The organism is Selenomonas sp. FOBRC9 (assembly GCF_000287655.1).
Lineage (GTDB): Bacteria > Bacillota > Negativicutes > Selenomonadales > Selenomonadaceae > Centipeda > Centipeda artemidis.
This window is the reverse complement of the sequence record NZ_ALJR01000048.1, coordinates 1-20,101: the sequence shown is the minus strand read 5'-3', so window position 1 is coordinate 20,101 and position 20,101 is coordinate 1. Positions and strand designations below refer to the sequence as shown.

Here is a 20,101-nt window from a genome sequence, read left to right as displayed (position 1 = left end):
CGCTAAAAAATATTTGACTTTTTGTCGTTTTACGCTTGACTTTTTGCTTTTTACGCTGTATATTCTTTATAGATTCGGTTAGCACTCGACAATATGGAGTGCTAACAACAGTTAAAAGAGAGGAGAGGGGTTGATGGTGGATGAACTTGACGCACGCAAGAGCAAGATCTTGTGGGCGATCGTAGACGACTATATTGCGTCGGCGGAACCGGTCGGATCTCGGACACTCGCACGCAAATATAATCTCGGCATCAGCCCTGCGACCATCCGAAACGAGATGGCGGATCTGGAGATGCTTGGATTCCTAGAGCATCCGCATACATCCGCCGGACGCATCCCGTCGTCAAAGGGCTATCGGTTCTATGTCGACGGACTTCTGCCGGTCGCTCCCGTAACGGAGACGGAGCGCACGCGTATTCACGAATGGTACCGTGCACGCGTGCGGCGCCTCGACGAGATGTTCCAAGAGACGGCGCGTCTTATCGCAGATGTGACGCACAATGTTTCGCTCGTGCTCGCGCCGCAGGCAGCACAGTCGGCATTTCGCCTGCTGCAGTTCCTGCCGATGGGCGAAAGCCATGTGATCGCCGTCCTCATGACGGATGCGGGCTTCGTCGAGAATCGCGTCATTGAGATTCCGGAGGGGGCTTCTTTCGAGGACTTCCTCCGAATGGCGGACGCGGTTAACCGCATACTCGCGGGCAAGGCACTGCGGGATGTGACGCGTGAAGATCTGAGGTGCATTCGTGACGACATCGGTGATGAGGCAATATTTGCCGAGGCGATGCACGTCATGCATCGAGCCCTCGAGGGGCGTGACGGGGAGCGTTTGTACCTTGGCGGTACGTCGCAGCTTCTCGCACATCCGGAGTATCGGGATCTTGAGCGTGTGCGCGAGATTTTGCACGCCCTTGAGCACGAGGATCTCGTCAAGGAGATCCTGCACACGCATACGGGCGAGGGGCTGACAGTGACAATTGGGCGCGAGAACATGAGCAGTGCGTTTTGGGATACGAGCGTGATTACAGCTTCGTATCATGTGGACGGCAGACTGCTCGGTACGATTGCGGTGCTCGGTCCGACGCGCATGGAATACGCGAAGGCAATGCGCATTCTGGACTATGTGAACACGAATTTAACAGAGATGATCCATCGTCTGAAGTGGTAGAAGAGGTGAACAGCTTGCAGGAAAAGGAAGAGCCGGTACAGGAGATACCGGTGGAAGAGGTGCAGCCCGCAGAGCAAGAAGTCGAAACGGACGAAGCAGCCACAGATACGGCTGTGGAACCGGAGATTCAGGTGGAGGGCACTGCGCCCGAAGAGGATCCTGTCGACGCGCTCGAAGCGCAGCTCAAAGAGAAAAATGACCGCATTCTGCGGCTTCAGGCGGATTTTGAAAATTTCCGTCGGCGCACGGCAAAGGAGAAGGAAGAGCTGACAGCGGTTATCACGCAGAATATACTCGGCGATCTCCTGCCGCTCCTCGATAATTTCGAGCGGGCGATGGCGGTGGAGCAGACGGACGGCGAGGCGTTCCGCAAGGGCGTGGAGATGATCTTCACCCAGCTCAAAGAGGTGCTTGACAAGAACGGTCTGGAACATATCGAGGCGGAGGGGCAGCCCTTTGACCCGAATGTGCACCAGGCGGTTATGCGCGTCGAGAACCCGGACGTCTCGGACGGGACGGTTACGCAGGTGCTGCAAAAGGGCTACCGCGCAAAGGGACGCGTCATACGTCCCGCAATGGTGCAGGTCGCCGGCAGTTAACAAAAAAGAAATCACATCATCATATTTGATTTGGAGGAATATAAAATGGCTAAAGTAATTGGTATTGACCTTGGTACGACGAACTCCGTTGTCTCGGTGATGGAGGGCGGCGAGCCTACCGTTATCACGAATCCGGAGGGCAGCCGCATCACCCCGTCGGTGGTTGGCTTTACGAAGGATGGACAGCGTCTCGTCGGACGTCTGGCGAAGAACCAGGCGGTTTCAAACCCGGATCGTACGATCTCGTCCATCAAGCGCCATATGGGCGATCCGAACTATCATGTCACGATCGACGGCAAGAGCTACACGCCGCCCGAGATCTCGGCGATGATTCTGCAAAAGCTTAAGAGTGATGCCGAAGCATATCTCGGTGAGACGGTGACGCAGGCGGTTATTACGGTGCCCGCGTATTTCAACGACAGTCAGCGTCAGGCGACGAAGGACGCGGGCAAGATCGCAGGTCTCGAAGTCCTGCGCATCATCAACGAACCCACCGCGGCGGCGCTCGCCTACGGTCTGGATAAGGATAAGGACGAGACTATTCTCGTCTTCGACCTTGGCGGCGGCACATTCGATGTCTCCATCCTCGAACTCAGCGAAGGCGTGTTCGAGGTCAAGGCAACAAACGGCGATACCCACCTCGGCGGCGACGATTTCGATAAGAAGATTATGGATTGGATGGTCGAGGAGTTCAAGAAAGTCAACGGCATTGATCTTTCGCAGGACAAGATGAGCGCACAGCGTCTCATCGAGGCGGCAGAGAAGGCAAAGATCGAACTCTCGAGTATGTCCCAGACGAATATCAACCTGCCGTTTATCACGGCGGATGCCACGGGACCAAAGCATCTCGACCTCACGCTCTCGCGTGCAAAATTTGAAGAACTCACGGCAGACCTCGTCGAGCGTACGATGGTGCCGACGCGCAAAGCGATGGAAGATGCAGGGCTCTCGGGCAGCGACATCGACAAGATTATTCTCGTCGGCGGGTCGTCCCGTATCCCCGCGGTACAGGAAGCAATCCGCAAGATCCTCGGCAAAGAGCCGTCGAAGGGCGTCAACCCGGACGAATGCGTCTCCATCGGCGCAGCGATTCAGGGCGGCGTGCTCGTCGGCGAGGTCAAGGACGTGCTCCTGCTCGACGTGACCCCGCTCTCGCTCGGCATTGAGACGCTCGGCGGCGTCTGCACGAAAATCATCGACCGCAACACAACCATCCCGACCTCGAAGAGTCAGGTGTTCTCGACGGCGGCGGACAATCAGCCGGGCGTTGAGATCCACGTGCTTCAGGGTGAGCGTGAGATGGCGGCGGGCAACAAGACGCTCGGACGCTTCCAGCTTACGGATATCCCGCCTGCACCGCGCGGCGTACCGCAGATCGAGGTCAAGTTCGACATTGACGCCAACGGAATTGTCAACGTTTCGGCAAAGGATCTCGGCACGGGTAAAGAGCAGAAGATTACCATCCAGTCCGACAGCGGCATGAGCAAAGAGGACATCGAGCGTATGGTCAAAGAGGCAGAAGCTCATGCTGCCGAGGACAAGGCACAGAAGGAAGCCGTTGATGTGCGCAACGCGGGCGACGCTCTCGTCTATCAGGCGGAGAAGGCGGTCAAGGATCTCGGCGAAAAAGCGGATCAGGCACTCGTTGCAAAGGTCAATGCGGGCGTTGAAAAGCTGAAGGAAGCCCTCAAGGGCAGCGACCTCGACGCTATCAAGAAGGCGACCGAGGAAGTTCAGCAGCCGCTCTATGAGCTCTCCGCAGCCGCGTACCAGCAGGCACAGCAGGCGGCAGGCACGCAGAGTGCGGCGCCGGGCAGCGATGCGGGCGCAGGTGCGCAGCAGAGCGCACCGCAGGATGATAACGTCGTCGACGCGGAGTTCACCGAGGTCAAAGACGACAAGAAGTAAGGTGGTATTGTGAGCGATAAACGCGATTACTACGAAATCTTAGGCGTCGCAAAGGGCGCCTCGGACGACGAGATCAAAAAAGCATACAAAAAACTCGCGCGTAAGTATCACCCCGACCTGAACCGTGACGACCCGAAGACCGCCGAGGAGAAATTCAAAGAGGTCAACGAGGCGTATGATGTCCTTAAAGATCCTCAGAAAAAAGCGGCATACGACCAATTTGGGCACGATGCCTTTGACCCGCGCCGCGGGGGCAGCGCCGGAGGAGGGAACCCTTTCGGCGGCGGATTCGGCGGCTTTGGCGGATTCGACGTGAACGACATCTTCGATATGTTCGGCATGGGCGGCAGTCGCCGCGCGCGTCAGCAGGGTCCCGAACGCGGTGCGGATCTTAGATTTGACCTTGAAATCACATTTGAAGAGGCTGCGTTTGGCAAGGAAATCCAGCTCGATGTTCCGCGGGATGAAAACTGTGAGACCTGCGGCGGCAGCGGTGCGGCCAAGGGCTCAACGCCCGAGACCTGTCCCGCTTGTCACGGCACGGGACAGGAAGAGGTCGTCCAACGGACGATCCTCGGCAGTATGCGTACAGCGCGGACGTGCAGTAAATGCGGCGGCACGGGCAAGATCATCAAAACGCCGTGCGGAGACTGCCATGGCACCGGACGCAGACATGTCACGCGCAAGATTGACGTCAAGATTCCCAAAGGGGTCGACGAAGGACAGCGCGTGCGCGTCACCGGAGCAGGCGAAGGCGGCGTGCGCGGCGGCGGCAACGGCGATCTCTACGTTTACATCTACATCAAACCGCACAAGCTCTTTCAGCGGCGTGGGAACGATGTCATCATCGAGATACCGATCACCTTCGTACAGGCATCGCTCGGCGATACGGTACAGGTACCGACGCTCGACGGTGCGGTCGATCTGAAAATCCCCGCGGGGATCCAGACCGGAACGGTGCTCCGCATCAAGGGGAAGGGTATCCCACACCTGCGCGGTACGGGGCGCGGCGATCAGCATGTCCGCATCAAGGTCACAACCCCGCAGAAACTCTCCGCGCGGCAAAAAGAACTCCTCAAGGAGTTCGGTGAACTCAGCGCAGACTCCGTCAACCCGGAGCAAAAGAGTTTCTACGAAAAATTCAAAGATTTATTTACCAAAGGCTGACGGATCATAGGGCTGTTGCACAAATATACTTTTGTATATGTGCAATAAGCCCTATTTTTTTTGAACATGTTATATGGTTCGTGCATATGTAATGTTCTGCGCGGATCATTATATATCCCTCGTACACTGCGTGACTTTTGCGGGGAAATAGAGTACAATGGTCACAAAGAGCAGGAGGGGATTATGAGTAAACGTGAGAGAAATATGCGCCGGAGCGCCGCAGCGTTGGAGCAGGAGAGTGCAGAGGGGATCGAAGAGAGCCAGTTGCGCCGCTTGTTGACAAATACCATCGATACCATTGAGGACAACAAGACACAGATCTTCGACATCTATCAAAATACGCGCAGCGAGCTGGAGCAGGCGCGACAGCGGCTCATCGAGCTGAAGAAGAATGTAACCACGACGATTGAGCGTGTGGACGGACTTGCAGCTGAGGAGCAGCAGGCGAAGCAGCGGCTCGCTGAGGTCAGCAGCAGGTTCTCCGAGTTTTCGGAGGACGAGATTCGCAAAACCTACGAGAATGTCTCCATCATTCAGATCAATCTCGCCATCGAGCGGGAGAAAGAGCAGCAGATGCGCGTGGAACGGGATAAGCTGGAGATTCGTCTGCGTTACCTCTTCACAATGGTCGAGCGTGCGGAACACATGGCGCTCGCGATCGGTTCGGTGCTCAGCTACCTCAGCACACACGTCAGCGGCGTGATTTGGAAAATCGAGGCGGTGCAGAAAGATAAATTTGTCGGCGCACGCATCATCAAGGCGACAGAGGAGGAGCGTTACCGCATCTCGCGCGAGATTCACGACGGCCCCGCGCAGGATCTGGCGAATGCTCTTTTTACGACGAGCATCACGGAGCGGCTCATGGATCAGGATATGGCAGCTGCGAAGGAAACGCTAGGGGAGCTGCGCGGTGAGATCCGTAAATGTCTTACGGGCGTCCGTCAGATTATATTTGACATGCGGCCGATGGCGCTCGACGATCTCGGGCTGCCGCAGGCGGTGGAACAGCTTGTGAATCTTTTCGGTGAACGTGGAAAGCTGCGCGGATCCTTTAGTCTCGAGGGTCATCATTATCAACTGCCGAAACATGTGGAGATCGCCGTGTTCCGGATCGTGCAGGAGGCGCTCAACAATGTGGTGAACCATGCCAAGACGGATAAGGTGAAGGTGCGGATGCATTATACCGATGCGGCGCTCACGGTACTTATCGCAGATGAGGGGGTGGGATTCGATACAAAGTATGCGCATGATGAGCCGACCGAAGAGTCCGATGATTCCTTTGATATGGAAGCACAGCGGCGCAAACGCCATTTCGGCGTGATCGGCATGGAAGAGCGTGCTAAACTCATCGGCGCGGCAATTCAGATACTCTCCGAGCCAAAGAAGGGGACGAAGGTACATCTGCGCGTGGAAAACCGTATGGTGGATGAGTGAAGGCGCCGATTGCCGGAGCGCTCCTAGATTATGCAAATCTTGGTATCGCGCCATTCCATACGCCGGGGCATAAGGGGGGACGCGGGGCGCATCCTCTGCTCCGCAATTTTTTGACGGAGACGGGGCTGCGCGCCGATGTCTCGCTCTCGGCGGAGCTCGACGACCTCCACGCGCCGACGGGATGCATCGGCGCGGCGGAGGAGATGGCGGCACGGGCGTATGGGGCGGATGCCGCGTATTTCATGATCAACGGCACGACGGGCGCGATCCATACGATGCTCATGTCGGCGCTTGTGCCCGGGGATACGGTGCTCGTGCCGCGCAACGTGCACCGTTCGATCGTCGGCGGGCTGATCCTCGTCGGTGCGCGCCCGGTCTACATGCAGCCGGAGATCGACGCGCGGCTCGGCATCGCGATGGGCGTTTCCCTTGCCGAGGTGCGGCGCGCAGCGGCGGCGCATCCGGGGGCACGCGCCGCGCTTTTCGTCTACCCGACGTACTACGGCGTTGCAAACGAGCTGCCCGAGATCGCGGACTTCCTGCACACGCGGGGGATACTTGTGCTCGTCGACGGGGCGCACGGGGCGCATTTTGCATTCTCCGACGTGCTGCCGCCGTCCGCGATGCAGGCGGGCGCGGATCTCTCCGCGGAGAGTACGCACAAGATGCTCGGCTCGCTGACGCAGACATCCATGCTGCTCGCGCGCGCGGGGCGCGTCCCCGCCGAACGCATCCGCGCGGCATCGGGACTGCTCCAGTCGACCAGTCCGAACGAGATCCTGCTCGCTTCGCTTGATGCGGCGCGTCTGCAAATGGAAGAGGAGGGACGCACGCGGCTCGATACAGCGATATGCTGCGCAGAGGAGCTGCGCGCGCGCATCAATGAGCTGCCGGGACTGTGGGCATTTGGCGGCGCGTACATGGGCGCGCCGGGGCGCGTCGCGCTCGACCCGCTGAAGGTCACGGTGAACGTCGCGGGACTCGGGCTCTCGGGCTTTGCGGCGGAAGAGGAGCTGCGCCGCGCGGGGATCGCGTGTGAGTTGTCGGATGCATATAATGTGCTCTTTTTGCTCTCCTATGCGGACGGAGTGCGGGAGATAGAACGAATTGCGGCGGCGCTTGAGAAGATAGCAGCGCGGTGCGGAGAGGCAGATATGCCGGAGACTGCGGCGCCGGAGATGCCGCCCTTGCCGGAGACGCCGTGTACGCCGCGCGCGGCATATTTTGCGCCGAAGGAGCGCGTGTCTCTCGCGCAGGCGGCAGGACGCACGGCGGCGGAGACGATTCTCTTTTACCCGCCGGGGATTCCCGTGCTCGCTCCCGGGGACGCCATACAGGCGGCGTCGCTCGATTATCTGCGCGCGATGCGGGACGCGGGCGCGCGTGTTGTGGGCGCGTCGGACGCATCCCTTGAGACAATACTGGTGACAGCGGAAGGATAGCTATGGCAAAGGGCAAACTCTTTATCATCGAAGCGGGTGACGGCTCAGGGAAGGAGACACAGACGCGGCTCCTCGCAGAGCGGCTTGAGCGGGACGGACACAGCGTCCTGCCGATTACGTTTCCCGACTATGCGGCGGATTCCTCCATGCTCGTGCGGATGTATTTGCGCGGGGATTTCGGCACGCACGCGGATGATGTGAACGCCTATGCGGCATCCACGTTCTTTGCCGTCGACCGCTACGCGTCCTACAGGACGAAGTGGGGGCGGGACTACGAGACGGGCGCAGTGATCCTTGCCGACCGCTATACGACGTCGAATATGGTGCATCAGGCGGTCAAGATTCGGGGCGATGCGGAGCGGGATGCGTTCCTCGATTGGCTCTATGATCTGGAGTTCCGCAAGATGGGACTGCCCGTGCCGGACGCCGTGTTCTTCCTCGACATGGAACCTGCGGCGGCGCAGCGGCTCATCGCCGCGCGCGCAGAGAACAGCGGCGCCGCGCCCGACATCCACGAGCGCGATGCGGACTACCTTGCGCGCACCCACGACGCCTACGTCCTGCTCGCGGCGCGCTACGGCTGGGTGCGCATCCCCTCAAGCACGGACGGCGCACCGCTGCCGATCGCGGAGATTCACGAGCGGCTGTACCGTGAGGTGCGAAAATATTGGGGAGGTGAACCATGTGCCTGAAATCAGTATTTTCTTCGGAATACGTATCATGATCTATCACAATGACCACAACCCGCCGCATATTCATGCAGAATATGCAGGCAACAAAGCACAGATCGATATTCAAACCGCTTCGGTGACGCGAGGCTTCCTCCCAAACAGACAATTAAAACTTGTGCTTGCATGGTGCGCTATGTATCAAGATGAACTGATGCAGGATTGGGAACTCGTCAAGAGCGGGAAAGAACCGAATCCGGTACCGCCGCTCAGAAAGGGCTGATAACGATGGATGAGAGATTTTTTCCCGAGGTCTTACAGGTCGTGCCCGGCGAGCAGTACGAGTTGTACGCATACTTCAACGACGGAACGGTGCGCCGGTATGATGCCGCGCCCCTCGTGGCGCGCGGCGGCGTCTTTCGCCCGCTCACGGATAAGGCGGTGTTCGATGCGGCGCTCACCGTGATGAACGGGACGGCGGCGTGGGATATTGAAGGGAAAAGAGATCCTCGCAAATGCATTGATATCGATCCGTTTGACGTATACGACGCACCCGTTGTACGGGATCCGTTGGAAGTATGATCCGGAAGGCGCAAAGAGAGTGACGTTTTGATTCAAGAAGTGATCATTGTCGAGGGGAAGATGGATGTCGCGGCGGTGCGGCGCGCGGTGGAGGCGGACTGCATCATCACGGACGGGTTTCGTCTGCGCAGCCGCGCAATCAAGGATATCCGCGCCGCGTATGAAGCGCGCGGCATCATCGTCCTCACCGATCCCGACACGGTCGGCGAACGCATTCGTGCGCGTCTGACGAAGATGTTCCCGCGTGCAAAACACGCCTTTATCCCCGCCGAGGAGGCGACGAATGCCGCTGACGGCGACGTCGGCGTCGAGCAGGCGAGCCCCAATGCCGTGCGGGCGGCGCTCGCCCTCGTGCATACGCCGATGGAGCGCCCCGCAGAGCTCTTTTCGATGCGCGACATGATGTCGTACGGTCTGACGGGGACGCCTGATGCCGCCGCGCGCCGCGCCCTGATGGGGCGGCGGCTCGGACTCGGATGCGCCAATGCAAAGACGTTTCTCGCGCGGCTCAACACCTACGGCATCAGCCGCGCCGACTTTCAATCCGCCGGAGAGGAGCTGCCATGAGAGCGAATATTCCCGTGATTGCCGATCCGGAGGTCACGCGCCATATATTGAACGCCTTTCACCTGCGTGCGAGCAAGCGGCTCGGGCAGAACTTCCTCGTGGACGCGGGCGTTGTGCGCGGTATCGTGGAGGCGGCACAGCTCACGCCCGCAGATACGGTGCTCGAGATCGGCCCCGGCATCGGCACGCTGACGCAGGGGCTCGCGGAGACGGGCGCGCGCGTCGTCGCGGTCGAGCTGGATAAAAAGCTCCCCGCCGTGCTCGCCGAAACCCTGCGCGGCTACGATAACGTCACCGTCGTGCCGGGCGATATTCTAAAGATCAACATCCCGGAGACGCTTGGATTAAAAGAGGGGCAGCGCTTCAAGGTCGTGGCGAACCTGCCGTACTACATCACGACGCCGATCATCATGACGCTCCTCGAACAGCGGCTGCCGATCGAGCGGCTCGTCACGATGGTGCAGAAGGAAGTGGCGATGCGCATGACGGCGCAGCCGGGGTCAAAGGACTACGGCGCGCTCTCCCTCGCCGTGCAGTATTTCACCGCGCCGCGCATGGTGATGGACGTGCCGCCCAGGGCGTTTCGCCCCGCGCCCGAGGTGACAAGCGCAGTCGTTGCCTGCACTGTGCGTGAGACCCCAAGCGTTGCGCCGCGCAGTGAAAAACTCTTTTTCCGTCTCATCCGCGCGGCATTCGGACAGCGGCGCAAGACCCTGCCGAATGCGCTGGTGGGGGCGGGACTGACGAAGGATGCCGCGCAAGCCGCCCTGCGCGCGGCGGGCATCGCCGGCAGCACACGCGGCGAGCAGCTGTCGCTCGAAGACTTTGCACGGATTTCCGATGCTGTCGGCGATCTGCCGGGACAAGGGTGAGGAGGAATGAAGATGCTCTTTGACAGCCATTCGCACACCGTATTTTCCGCCGATTCGGAGATGCCCGCGGAGGAAGCCCTGCGCGCCGCGAGGGCAAAGGGACTCGGGATCGTCTTTACCGAACACTGCGACTATGACTATCCCGCGGCGGGCGAGGAGACGTTTCTCTTTGACCCCGAAGCGTATTGGGCGGCATATGAGCCGCTGCGCGATGCGGGGCTGTCCCTCGGTGTCGAAATGGGCATGATGGAGAGCTCACGCGAGAAGAATGCGGCATTTATTGCGCGTGTGCCGTTCGACTTTGTGCTCGCGTCCATTCATTTCCTGCGCGTGAAGGATCTCTACCTCCCCGAGGGATTTGAGGGGCGCGAGAAGGACGAGATGTACCGCGAATACTTCTCCGTCATGCGCGCGGAGATCTACGCGCAGACCTATATCAACGCGCTCGCGCACATCGACTACATCGCGCGCAACGCGCCGTTCGAGAATCCCGAGATTTCCTATGGCACATTCGCGGAGGAAATCGACGGTGTGCTCCGCGCGCTCGTCGAGACGGAGACGGTCATTGAGATCAATACACGCAGACTCGGCACGCCGCGCGGCATCAAGGAACTCGCGCCCGTCTACCGCCGCTATCGCGAACTCGGCGGGCGGTACGTTACGATCGGCTCCGACGCGCATGTACCGACGGCAGTCGGCGCGTATTTTGACCGCGCGCTCGCACTTGCGCACGCGTTTGATCTGACTGTCGTCACGTTCCGGGAGCGCAAAATGCAGATTTGTGAACAGTAATACATCATGGAATGGGGGATATGATGAATTATCGTACAATTAATTTTCCCGAAAACAGCCTTTTTCTCGTGAGCGGCGGTGCCGGATTCATCGGCTCGAATCTATGTGAAGCGCTGCTCTCGATGGGGCATCGCGTGCGCGTGCTCGACAATCTGTCTACGGGCTATGAGAAAAATATCTCGGGACTGCGCACGCATGAGAAATTTGAGTTCATTGAGGGGGACATCAAGGATTTTGCGGCGTGTGCGCGCGTCTGTGCGGGTGTCGATTATGTGCTCCATCAGGCGGCGGCGGTGAGCGTGCCGGAGAGCATCGAGCAGCCGATCGCCTACACCGAGACGAATATCATGGGTACGGTCAACATGATGCAGGCTGCCGCCGCGGCGCATGTGAAAAAATTCGTCTACGCCTCGAGTTCCGCAGTCTACGGCGACGATCAAACGATGCCGAAACGCGAGGAGATCGTCGGGAGGCGGCTTTCCACCTACGCCGTGACGAAGTACGTCGCCGAGGAGTACGCCGCACAGTATACGATGCATTACGGACTGGACTGTTACGGGATGCGCTATTTCAACGTCTATGGGCGCCGCCAGGATCCGAACGGTGCGTATGCCGCGGTCATTCCGAAATTCGTCGAAGCGCTCCTGCACGACACGCCGCCGACCGTCAACGGCGACGGCGAGCAGTCGCGCGATTTTGTCTATGTCGAAGACGTCGTGCAGGCAAATCTCCTCGCGTGCGCCGCGCCGCATGAAGCGGCGGGCGAGGCGTACAACATCGCGAGCGGAACGCGGTCAAGCCTCAACGAGATGTACGCCGTCCTCAAAGAATTGCTCGGCAAAGACCTCGCGCCCGTCTACGGACCGGAGCGCGCGGGCGACATCCGCCACAGCGGCGCGGACATCACAAAAGCGCGTGAAAAACTCGGCTATGCGCCCGCATACGATTTCAAGCGCGGCGTCAGCGAGGCAATCGCATGGTACAGAGAGAATCTGTGATATCGAATTTGATATAGAAATAAAAAAGGGCTATTGCACGATTTTTCCTTCGTGTAATAGCCCTGTTCCTTATGGGAAAAGGGGATAATAAGGAGATCCCTTTTAACGAAATGCTTGTACGAGCTGTTCAAGCCCTCGTTCGAGCGTCGCTCGGGGGCAGGCGATGTTGATGCGCTGGAAACCGCTGCCGCCTGTGCCGAAGATGGGACCGTCGTCGAGCCAGAGGTTTGCCTCGTGAACGATTTTGTCGTTGAGCGCCTTGTCCGAAAGACCGTAGGCACGGAAGTCGAGCCAGAGGAGGTATGTTCCCTCGGGCTCGACGATTTTTATTTGCGGCAGATACTGTGCGAGGTACGCCTTCGTATACTCGTAGTTCGTCTCAATGTAGGCGAGGAGTTCCGTGAGCCACGGCGCACCGTGTTCGTATGCGGCGTGCGCGGCAGAGAGTCCGAGCGTGTTCGGTTCGTCGTAGCCCGTTTTGCCGCGTTCCGTGCGGAAACGGCTGCGCAGGCCGTCGTTCTTGATGAAGATGTTGGAGATTTGCAGCCCCGCGAGGTTGAAGGTCTTGCTCGGCGAGGTGCAGGTAACGGTGATCGCTGCAGCTTCGGGTGAGATGGCGGCGAACGGCGTATGCGTGAACCCGGGGCGGATGAACTCTTCGTGTATTTCGTCGGCGACGACGAGGACGCGGCGGCGCAGGCAGATCTCGGCGATACGCTCAAGCTCCGCGTTCTGCCACACGCGCCCGACGGGGTTGTGCGGACTGCACAGGATGAAGAGCTTCACATTGTTCTCGATGATTTTTTGCTCAAAATCCGCAAAGTCGATCTCGTAGCGTCCGTTTTCGAGCCGGAGGGGATTGTCGACGAGCGTGCGTCCGTTGTCGCGGATGACGTTCGCGAACGGATAGTAGACGGGCTGCTGGATGAGCACGGCGTCGCTGGGTTCTGTGAATGCGCGAACGGCGGTCGCGATGGCAAAGACGACACCCGGCGTGATCACGAGCTCGCGGCGCGCGACGTCCCAGTTGTGGCGCGTCTTGAACCAGTGCTGCAGGACGGCGAAGTAATCGTCCTTCACCTGCGTATAGCCGAAGATGCCGTGCGCTGTGCGGCGCGTGAGGGCGTCGAGGACGGGCGCGGGCACGCGAAAGTCCATGTCGGCGACCCAAAAGGGGAGGACGTCTTTCGGATAGCCGCGCTCTGCGGCGAAGTCGTATTTGATGCTCGCGGTGCCGCGGCGGTCGATGAGTTCGTCAAAATTCGTGGGCATGATGATTCTCCTGTTAGAAACTGTTATTGCATGGCTTAGGGAGGCGTTTCACGCCGCTGCGCAAACGACGCGGCAGTGATATTCGGCGCTCAGAATGTTATACGCCGCACAGCCCTGTGTCGCTCTGCTCCTTGGGCTGCACAGCGGCGTTCTCACACTGCATATGAACGGGAGGTAAATATGCCGCGCCGCCCTTGCGGGTTACAGCTTTGCGGCTGTGATAACGCCCCCCTGCGCCATACTTAAAGGGCATCACTCTTTCCGCGCCGGAGGGCGCGCATCGGTTGCAGCTTTTTTCACGAAGGTTATTTTATAGTAGTGCTCCCTATTATCTTTCTCGTGCCGCGGCGCGCAGCGCCTGGGCAAGATCCTCCTCAATGTCGTCGACGTCCTCGATGCCGACGGAGAGTCGCAGGAGACGGCTGTCAAGCCCCGTGCGGCGGATGAGTTCGGCAGGCATCTCCGCGTGCGTCTGCACGAGCGGATAGGTGAGGAGACTTTCGACGCCGCCGAGACTTTCGGCGAAGGCGATGAGCTTCAGGTGTGCGAGACATTTCTGTGCGATTTCGGGCGTCTGTACCTTGAACGAGATCATCCCGCCGAACCCGGTGCTTTGACTTTTTTGCAGTTCGTGTCCGGGATGATCCGGGAGGCCGGGGTAGAACACCTCCGTGACCTCCGGGAGCGTGCCGAGCCACTCCGCTGTCGTGAGTGCACTCTGTGCCTGCCGTTCGATGCGGACACCGAGGGTCTTGATGCTGCGCAGCATGAGCCACGCGTCCATCGTACTGAGATTCGGACCCTCAGATTTTACGAAGAACTCGATGCGCTCCGCGAGATCAGAGGTGCCGTCCTTGACGGCGATGAATCCGCAGATGATGTCGTTGTGCCCGCAGAGGTACTTCGTTCCGCTTTCGAGGACGATGTCCGCGCCGAGCATGAGCGGCTTTTGGAAATGCGGCGAGAGGAAGGTGTTGTCGGCAACAAGGAGCGCACCGCCCTCGTGTGCGATGTCCGCAAGCGCACGGATGTCCGTGACGAACATCATCGGGTTCGAGGGCGTCTCGATGAAGACCATCTTCGTCGCGGGGCGCATCTTCGCGCGCACGAGCGCCGCATCGCGCGTGTCGATATATTCGAAGTCAATGCCGTATTTTGCGTAGATTTCGTTCGTCAGGCGCACCGTGCCGCCGTAGATGTCCTCGGAGAGGAGCACATGGTTGCCTGCCGTGCAGAGGGAAAAGACGAGGTTGATTGCCGCCATGCCTGAGGACAGCGCCCACGCGCGTTCGCCGCCCTCGAGGAGCGCGACGGTTTGCTCGAGCACACTGCGCGTTGGGTTCGCCATACGCCCGTAGTCGTAGCCCGTGCTCTGGCGAAATGCGGGATGGCGGAACGTCGCGGAGAGATAGATCGGCTCCGTGATTGCCCCCGTTGCATCGTATCTGTGACAGCCATGCACCTCGGCTGAAAAATCCTTCATGTTTATTTCCTCCCTCATCATTTTGCAGTTCAGCATTGTTATGTATTTCATTATAAACGCGGGGAAAGGCATCTGTCAATCAAAAAATCCATAAAAACATACTTGACAACTATGCTAAAGCGTTGTATGATTGCTCCACGATAAAGTTAAAACATATCTGCGAACAATGAATTTAAGAGTCCGGCAGACTTGCCGGGAAGGGAGCATATCATGGCGGTATCGAAGAAAGAACTTGTGCTGAGCGCGATGGATCGCAAGGGAGTCGAACGCGTTCCGGCGGGATTTTGGTTTCATTTCCTCGATGACGAGATTCACGCGAACGCGTACGATGATCCGAGCCTAGAGAAAAAGGTCTTGGACGGGGAGCTGCGCTACATCGAGGAGTCGCAGCCGGACTTTGTAAAGATCATGACGGACGGGTTCTTCTCCTATCCGAATCCCGTCGTGCAGCAGGCGCGTACGGCGGCGGAGCTGGCGAAGGTGCAGCCGCTGCCCGACGACCACCCGTTCTTCACGCGGCAGATTGCGTATGCGAAGGAGATCACACGCCGCTACGGCAATGAGATCGCGACGTTCTACAATATCTTCTCCGCGGCGACGACGGTGAAATTTATGCGGCCGGGCACGATCGACGAGAGTGAGACGTTCCTCACGAATCTCGTGCGTGAGGATAAGGAAGCGGTAAAGGCGGCGTTCGCCGTCATCTCCGCCGACATCGCGAAGCTCGCGCGCCGCATCATCGAGGAGGCGGGCGTGACGGGCATTTACCTCAGCCTGCAAAACCACACGGGATTCGGAGACGACCGCAGCGTCTACCGCGCGGTGTTCGCCCCCGGGGAACAGGAGATTCTGCGCGCGGCGAACGCGGCAAACGACTACAACATCCTGCACATCTGCGGCTATGCGGGACACCGCAACGAGCTCGAATGGTATCGCGGCTACGAGGTCAAGACCATCAACTGGGCGGCGGTGGTCGAGGGCGTGCCGCTCGAGGAGGGGCGCAAAGTGTTCCCGGAGCACGCGCTGCTCGGCGGATTCGGCAACCTCGATACGGACGTGCTCTATCGCGGCAGCCGCGCGGAGGTGGAGGCGGAGACACGCCGCATTTTGGCGGCGGCGGGGCGCACGGGCATCCTGCTCGGCGCGGATTGCACCGTGCCGCGCGACATCGATCGGAACCGTTTTGCATGGGTGCGCGAAGCCGCACGCGTTTGAGATAGGAGGATGGCAAAATGAATTTCAATAAAATCACGAAAACGGCGCTGACGGCGCTCCTCGGTGCGGCGCTTGCCGTAGGTCTTGCGGGCTGCGGCAAGGACGCGGCGGACGGCGGCGCGGCGAAATCCGCGGACGGCAAGAAGATCGTCACGGTCGCGCACACGAACTACTATGTCCCGTACGACTATGTGAACGAGCAGGGTGAATCCGACGGATTCGAGGTCGCGGTGATGAAGGAAGTCGCGAAGAAACTGCCGCAGTATGAGTTCAAATTCGTGCCGACCTCGGACGACGACCTTCTCATCGGCGTCGAATCGGGCAAGTACACGGTCGGGACGAAAGGTATTTGGATCACGGATGCGCGCAAGAAGAAATATGTTTTCCCGAAGAACAACATCGGCGCGAGTGTCATCGGTCTGACGATCCGCAAGGACACGGCGAATGAGATCAAGGATATGGCGTCGTTCGCGAAGTTCAGCGGCAAGATCGTGCCAATCGCTCCGCAGGACGCGCGCTACATGGTTGTCGACACCTACAACAAGGAGAACCCGGACAATCAGATCAAGCTGACGTCCTCCGAGTCGTTCCAGAACGCGGACGCGTACAGCTGGGTGATGGAGGGGCGCTACGACGGCTATCTCGACGTCGAGCTGAGCTACAAGAACAACATCGCCAAGGAGGATGCGCCCTACCATGCGTTCAGCGACAAGCTGACCTATGTGCGCTACAAAGGCATCCCGACGTACCCGATCTTTAACAAGAACGAGCAGGCATTCGCCGACGAATATGACAAGGCGATCGAGGAGCTGCGCTCCGAGGGCAAGATCGCGGAACTTGAGCAGAAATATTTCGGCGAGAGCCTTTCGGAATATCTGAAGTAAGCGGAGAGAAATGTGAGGTGAAGGGTGGAAACAAGAGCCTTTGACGCCGGTATGATTTTAGAGGTGCTGCCCGACCTCCTCGCATATCTTGACGTGACCCTGCTCGTTGCGGGCATCAGCATCGCGGCGGGATCGCTCCTCGGCGGGCTGCTCGCATGGGCAAATCTTGACGGCGGGCGTCCGCTGCGCGCACTCGCGGCAGTCTATGTGTATGTCATGCGCTGTACGCCGTCCATCGTCCTGCTGTTCATTGTGTTCTACGGGCTGCCAAAACTCCTGCAGGGCGCATTCGGCATCGATATGAACGGCATGAACCGCGCGGTGTTTGCGGTCATTACCTTTACACTGCTCTTCGGCGCGTACATCTCCGAGGTGTTCCGCGCCGCGTACAAGGCGGTGCCGCGCGGGCAGTACGAGGCGGCGGTCTGCGCGGGGCTCTCGCCCGTGCAGGCATTCGCCCACGTCATGCTCCCGCAGGCGGCGATCGTCGCCCTGCCGAATTTTGGCAACGCGTCGATCAATTTGCTGAAGGAAGGCTCGCTCGCCTATACCATCGGTCTCATCGACCTCATCGGCAAGGGCAACCTCATCATCGCGCAGAACTTCGGCGCGTACGGGATCGAGATCTATCTCGCCTGTATGCTCGTCTACTGGGCGATCGTGCTCCTCTTGGAGCAGGCGTTCATGCGGGTGGAACGCCGCCTTGATAAAGGCGCGAGTCTGCGCGTCGAGGCGCCCGCCCGCGCGGGTGCGGTAACGGGAGGAGGCGCCGCGGATGGAGCTTGATTTCGAATTTATGCGCGAGACGTTCCTGCTCGTTTGGCAGGGCGCGGGCGTCACGCTCTCGCTGACCGTGCTCTCTCTCGTCCTCGCCGCGCCGACTGCGTTCTACTTTGCGGTGCTGCGCGTGCGCGGACGCCGCGTCGGCGGGACCATCGTGCGGTGCTACGTCTCCTTTGTGCGCGGCACGCCGCTCATCTTGCAGATACTGCTCCTTTATAGTCTACTGCCGAGCCTGCTCAACGTCGTCGTCAAGCAGGTGGGACTGGATGTCAACGTATTCGATGCCGTCGATCCCTTTTGGTACGCGGTCTTTATCTTCATGATCAACTCGATCGCGCTGCTCACAGAGGCGTTCCGTTCCGCCCTGCTCGCCATCCCAAAGGGACAGCTCGAAGCGGGGCTCGCGAGCGGACTTTCCGCGCCCGCGACCTATCTGCACGTCATTCTGCCGCAGGCACTCGTCGTCGCGCTGCCGAGCATCTGCAACATCACGGTCAACCTCATCAAGGGGACATCGCTCGCGTTCCTCATGACGGTCAAGGACATCATGGCGGTGGGGAAAATCGCCGCGTCCTACGGCTACAACTACATCGAGGCATACCTCGACGTGTTCGTCGTCTATCTCGTGCTCTGCACGATCGTTCAGCTGCTGTTCGCAGCGGCGGAGCGCCGCGTCGGCGCGTTCCGCGGTCAAATTTAGGGAGGGGAGAACATGCTGCTGCATGTCCAAAATGTCCGCAAACAGTTTGAAAACACCGAGGTGCTGAAGGACGTCAGTCTCAGCGTCGACAAGGGCGACGTCGTTGTCATCCTAGGCCCCTCCGGATCGGGCAAAACGACCCTCCTGCGCTGCCTGAACTTCCTTGAGCGCGCCGACGGCGGCGCGATGGATTTTCACGGCGCGCATCTCTCGCTCGCGGACGCATCGCATAAAGAGGTCGCGGACGTGCGGAAAAAGACGGGATTCGTCTTTCAAAACTACAACCTCTTCGCGAACAAAACCGCACTCGAGAATGTCACGCTCGGGCTGACGGTCGGGCGCGGCATCGCGAAGGAAGAGGCCCGCGAGATCGCCATGGATGCGCTGCGCAAGGTCGGCATGGAGAGCCGTGCGGACTACTATCCCGCGCAGCTCTCGGGCGGGCAGCAGCAGCGCGTCGGCATCGCGCGCGCCGTTGCGGCAAAGCCCGACGTTATCCTCTTTGACGAGCCGACCTCCGCGCTCGATCCGGAGCTTGTCGGCGAGGTTCTATCGGTGATGAAGCAGCTCGCGCAGGAAGGCACGACGATGATCGTCGTCACGCACGAGATGAAGTTCGCGCAGGACGTCGCGACGCACGTCGTATTTATGTCGGACGGCGTGATCGTGGAGGAGGGCAGCGCGAAGGAGATCTTCACCGCACCGCGTGAGGAGCGCACGCGCCGGTTTCTGCGGAGGATTCTGCCCGAAGAGTATGAGCCTGCAGCTCTCATTTAGGAGTGTGTGAAAGAAATTCTGTAAAAACTTCTGACTCGAAGGAATAAGGACTTCTATGGTAAAATCAAATCATGGGAGGTCTTTGTTTATGGCAAAACAACAAAAAGAAGTTCACAAAGTCAAAATGACCGATGGGAAAAGAGCGATCATTCAGCAGCTCTTTCAAGAGTATGACATTGAGAGCACATCCGACATCCAAGACGCACTAAAAGACCTGCTGGGTGGAACCATCAAGGAAATGATGGAGGTGGAAATGGACAGCCATTTAGGCTACGAAAAATCCCAACGCTCCGCCAATGAGAACGCTCGCAATGGGTACAAATCCAAGACATTAAACAGCAGCTATGGGAGCGTTCGGATTGAAGTCCCCCAAGACCGGCAGTCTTCTTTTGAACCACAGGTGGTAAAAAAGCGGCAGAAGGATATCTCTGCGATTGATCAGAAAATCATATCCATGTATGCCAAGGGAATGACTACGAGACAGATTTCCGAAACGATCAATGACATCTACGGTTTTGAGGCATCGGAAGGATTTGTATCCGACGTAACCGATAAGATTCTGCCCCACATTGAGGAATGGCAGAACCGCTGCCTTGTCAGCGTTTACCCGATCGTTTTCATTGATGCCATCCATTTTTCCGTGCGTCAGGACAGCATCGTAAGCAAACTTGCGGCCTACGTCGTTGTAGGGATTAACGATGCCGGGCGAAAAGAAGTCTTAACCATTGAAATTGGAGAAAATGAGAGCAGCAAATATTGGCTTGGCGTTCTTAACAGCCTAAAAAATCGA

The 20,101-nt window shown here is 58.9% G+C and carries 22 protein-coding genes; 19 read left to right on the top strand and 3 right to left on the bottom strand.

All coding sequences use genetic code 11. From position 1 onward, the window contains the following. Positions 1 to 133 precede the first annotated feature (133 nt). The 13 genes from hrcA (at position 134) to HMPREF1147_RS11205 (ending at position 12,197) form a co-directional block, all read left to right on the top strand. Complete coding sequence (gene hrcA, locus HMPREF1147_RS11265; protein ID WP_009439161.1) at positions 134 to 1,168, top strand: heat-inducible transcriptional repressor HrcA; 1,035 nt, start codon at positions 134 to 136, stop codon at positions 1,166 to 1,168. Positions 1,169 to 1,182: 14 nt separating this feature from the next. After that, complete coding sequence (gene grpE, locus HMPREF1147_RS11260; RefSeq protein ID WP_009658980.1) at positions 1,183 to 1,767, top strand: nucleotide exchange factor GrpE; 585 nt, start codon at positions 1,183 to 1,185, stop codon at positions 1,765 to 1,767. A 45-nt stretch (positions 1,768 to 1,812) separates the two neighbouring features. Beyond that, complete coding sequence (gene dnaK, locus HMPREF1147_RS11995) at positions 1,813 to 3,675, top strand: molecular chaperone DnaK (RefSeq protein WP_009439175.1); 1,863 nt, start codon at positions 1,813 to 1,815, stop codon at positions 3,673 to 3,675. Positions 3,676 to 3,684: 9 nt separating this feature from the next. Then, positions 3,685 to 4,842 carry a molecular chaperone DnaJ gene (gene dnaJ, locus HMPREF1147_RS11990; RefSeq protein WP_009439139.1) on the top strand — a complete coding sequence of 386 codons (1,158 nt, stop codon included), beginning with the start codon at positions 3,685 to 3,687 and terminating at the stop codon, positions 4,840 to 4,842. A 183-nt stretch (positions 4,843 to 5,025) separates the two neighbouring features. Further along, positions 5,026 to 6,276, top strand: coding sequence for a sensor histidine kinase (locus HMPREF1147_RS11245; protein WP_009658989.1), 1,251 nt, complete (start codon positions 5,026 to 5,028; stop codon positions 6,274 to 6,276). Next, positions 6,273 to 7,718 (top strand): aminotransferase class I/II-fold pyridoxal phosphate-dependent enzyme, encoded by a 1,446-nt coding sequence (locus HMPREF1147_RS11240; RefSeq protein ID WP_009658992.1) that lies wholly within the window; start codon positions 6,273 to 6,275, stop codon positions 7,716 to 7,718. Before HMPREF1147_RS11245 ends, HMPREF1147_RS11240 begins: the two co-directional genes overlap by 4 nt. A 2-nt stretch (positions 7,719 to 7,720) precedes the next feature. Continuing rightward, the gene (locus tag HMPREF1147_RS11235) at positions 7,721 to 8,410 is read left to right on the top strand and encodes a thymidylate kinase (protein WP_009658978.1); all 690 of its coding nucleotides are present in this window, start codon (positions 7,721 to 7,723) and stop codon (positions 8,408 to 8,410) included. Beyond that, positions 8,403 to 8,669, top strand: coding sequence for a DUF4160 domain-containing protein (locus tag HMPREF1147_RS11230; protein ID WP_009349904.1), 267 nt, complete (start codon positions 8,403 to 8,405; stop codon positions 8,667 to 8,669). The genes HMPREF1147_RS11235 and HMPREF1147_RS11230 overlap by 8 nt, the downstream gene beginning before the upstream one ends. Positions 8,670 to 8,674: 5 nt before the next feature. Next, positions 8,675 to 8,968, top strand: coding sequence for a DUF2442 domain-containing protein (locus HMPREF1147_RS11225; protein WP_009349905.1), 294 nt, complete (start codon positions 8,675 to 8,677; stop codon positions 8,966 to 8,968). Between the two features lie 27 nt (positions 8,969 to 8,995). Further along, complete coding sequence (gene rnmV / locus HMPREF1147_RS11220; protein ID WP_009658997.1) at positions 8,996 to 9,535, top strand: ribonuclease M5; 540 nt, start codon at positions 8,996 to 8,998, stop codon at positions 9,533 to 9,535. Beyond that, positions 9,532 to 10,407, top strand: coding sequence for a 16S rRNA (adenine(1518)-N(6)/adenine(1519)-N(6))-dimethyltransferase RsmA (rsmA, locus tag HMPREF1147_RS11215; protein ID WP_009658984.1), 876 nt, complete (start codon positions 9,532 to 9,534; stop codon positions 10,405 to 10,407). The genes rnmV and rsmA overlap by 4 nt, the downstream gene beginning before the upstream one ends. A gap of 12 nt (positions 10,408 to 10,419) precedes the next feature. Beyond that, positions 10,420 to 11,199 (top strand): PHP domain-containing protein, encoded by a 780-nt coding sequence (locus HMPREF1147_RS11210; protein WP_009658988.1) that lies wholly within the window; start codon positions 10,420 to 10,422, stop codon positions 11,197 to 11,199. A gap of 23 nt (positions 11,200 to 11,222) precedes the next feature. Further along, positions 11,223 to 12,197, top strand: coding sequence for an SDR family oxidoreductase (locus tag HMPREF1147_RS11205; RefSeq protein WP_037351587.1), 975 nt, complete (start codon positions 11,223 to 11,225; stop codon positions 12,195 to 12,197). Positions 12,198 to 12,299: 102 nt separating this feature from the next. Here the strand turns inward: HMPREF1147_RS11205 and HMPREF1147_RS11200 are convergent, their stop codons facing one another. The 3 genes from HMPREF1147_RS11200 to HMPREF1147_RS11195 all read right to left on the bottom strand — a co-directional run bounded on the left by HMPREF1147_RS11200 (position 12,300) and on the right by HMPREF1147_RS11195 (position 14,952). Next, positions 12,300 to 13,469: a MalY/PatB family protein gene (locus HMPREF1147_RS11200; protein ID WP_009658977.1), complete on the bottom strand. Its 1,170-nt coding sequence runs from the start codon at positions 13,467 to 13,469 to the stop codon at positions 12,300 to 12,302. A 97-nt stretch (positions 13,470 to 13,566) separates the two neighbouring features. Continuing rightward, positions 13,567 to 13,725, bottom strand: a complete 159-nt coding sequence (locus HMPREF1147_RS12200) for a hypothetical protein (RefSeq protein WP_198003001.1) — start codon at positions 13,723 to 13,725, stop codon at positions 13,567 to 13,569. Positions 13,726 to 13,797: 72 nt separating this feature from the next. Next, positions 13,798 to 14,952, bottom strand: a complete 1,155-nt coding sequence (locus HMPREF1147_RS11195; protein WP_037351584.1) for a PLP-dependent aspartate aminotransferase family protein — start codon at positions 14,950 to 14,952, stop codon at positions 13,798 to 13,800. A 210-nt stretch (positions 14,953 to 15,162) separates the two neighbouring features. On the opposite strand from HMPREF1147_RS11195, the gene HMPREF1147_RS11190 reads away from it, so the two are divergent. The 6 genes from HMPREF1147_RS11190 to HMPREF1147_RS11165 form a co-directional block, all read left to right on the top strand. After that, positions 15,163 to 16,167 carry a uroporphyrinogen decarboxylase family protein gene (locus HMPREF1147_RS11190; RefSeq protein ID WP_009658979.1) on the top strand — a complete coding sequence of 335 codons (1,005 nt, stop codon included), beginning with the start codon at positions 15,163 to 15,165 and terminating at the stop codon, positions 16,165 to 16,167. A 17-nt stretch (positions 16,168 to 16,184) separates the two neighbouring features. Beyond that, positions 16,185 to 17,051, top strand: coding sequence for a transporter substrate-binding domain-containing protein (locus tag HMPREF1147_RS11185; protein ID WP_009658986.1), 867 nt, complete (start codon positions 16,185 to 16,187; stop codon positions 17,049 to 17,051). A gap of 24 nt (positions 17,052 to 17,075) precedes the next feature. Continuing rightward, positions 17,076 to 17,837, top strand: a complete 762-nt coding sequence (locus HMPREF1147_RS11180) for an amino acid ABC transporter permease (RefSeq protein ID WP_009658987.1) — start codon at positions 17,076 to 17,078, stop codon at positions 17,835 to 17,837. Beyond that, the gene (locus HMPREF1147_RS11175; protein WP_009658990.1) at positions 17,827 to 18,534 is read left to right on the top strand and encodes an amino acid ABC transporter permease; all 708 of its coding nucleotides are present in this window, start codon (positions 17,827 to 17,829) and stop codon (positions 18,532 to 18,534) included. Before HMPREF1147_RS11180 ends, HMPREF1147_RS11175 begins: the two co-directional genes overlap by 11 nt. A 12-nt stretch (positions 18,535 to 18,546) precedes the next feature. Continuing rightward, positions 18,547 to 19,311: an amino acid ABC transporter ATP-binding protein gene (locus tag HMPREF1147_RS11170; protein WP_009439241.1), complete on the top strand. Its 765-nt coding sequence runs from the start codon at positions 18,547 to 18,549 to the stop codon at positions 19,309 to 19,311. Between the two features lie 88 nt (positions 19,312 to 19,399). Continuing rightward, the coding region (locus HMPREF1147_RS11165; RefSeq protein WP_037351037.1) for an IS256 family transposase at positions 19,400 to 20,101 on the top strand (702 nt) is incomplete at its 3' end.

Coding starts and splice junctions, on each gene's coding strand:
- hrcA (WP_009439161.1), top strand. CDS start 134: ATGGTGGATGAACTTGACGCACGCAAGAGCAAGATCTTGTGGGCGATC.
- dnaK (WP_009439175.1), top strand. CDS start 1,813: ATGGCTAAAGTAATTGGTATTGACCTTGGTACGACGAACTCCGTTGTC.
- HMPREF1147_RS11245 (WP_009658989.1), top strand. CDS start 5,026: ATGAGTAAACGTGAGAGAAATATGCGCCGGAGCGCCGCAGCGTTGGAG.
- HMPREF1147_RS11235 (WP_009658978.1), top strand. CDS start 7,721: ATGGCAAAGGGCAAACTCTTTATCATCGAAGCGGGTGACGGCTCAGGG.
- HMPREF1147_RS11225 (WP_009349905.1), top strand. CDS start 8,675: ATGGATGAGAGATTTTTTCCCGAGGTCTTACAGGTCGTGCCCGGCGAG.
- rsmA (WP_009658984.1), top strand. CDS start 9,532: ATGAGAGCGAATATTCCCGTGATTGCCGATCCGGAGGTCACGCGCCAT.
- HMPREF1147_RS11210 (WP_009658988.1), top strand. CDS start 10,420: ATGCTCTTTGACAGCCATTCGCACACCGTATTTTCCGCCGATTCGGAG.
- HMPREF1147_RS11205 (WP_037351587.1), top strand. CDS start 11,223: ATGAATTATCGTACAATTAATTTTCCCGAAAACAGCCTTTTTCTCGTG.
- HMPREF1147_RS11200 (WP_009658977.1), bottom strand. CDS start 13,469: ATGCCCACGAATTTTGACGAACTCATCGACCGCCGCGGCACCGCGAGC.
- HMPREF1147_RS11195 (WP_037351584.1), bottom strand. CDS start 14,952: ATGAAGGATTTTTCAGCCGAGGTGCATGGCTGTCACAGATACGATGCA.
- HMPREF1147_RS11190 (WP_009658979.1), top strand. CDS start 15,163: ATGGCGGTATCGAAGAAAGAACTTGTGCTGAGCGCGATGGATCGCAAG.
- HMPREF1147_RS11185 (WP_009658986.1), top strand. CDS start 16,185: ATGAATTTCAATAAAATCACGAAAACGGCGCTGACGGCGCTCCTCGGT.
- HMPREF1147_RS11175 (WP_009658990.1), top strand. CDS start 17,827: ATGGAGCTTGATTTCGAATTTATGCGCGAGACGTTCCTGCTCGTTTGG.
- HMPREF1147_RS11170 (WP_009439241.1), top strand. CDS start 18,547: ATGCTGCTGCATGTCCAAAATGTCCGCAAACAGTTTGAAAACACCGAG.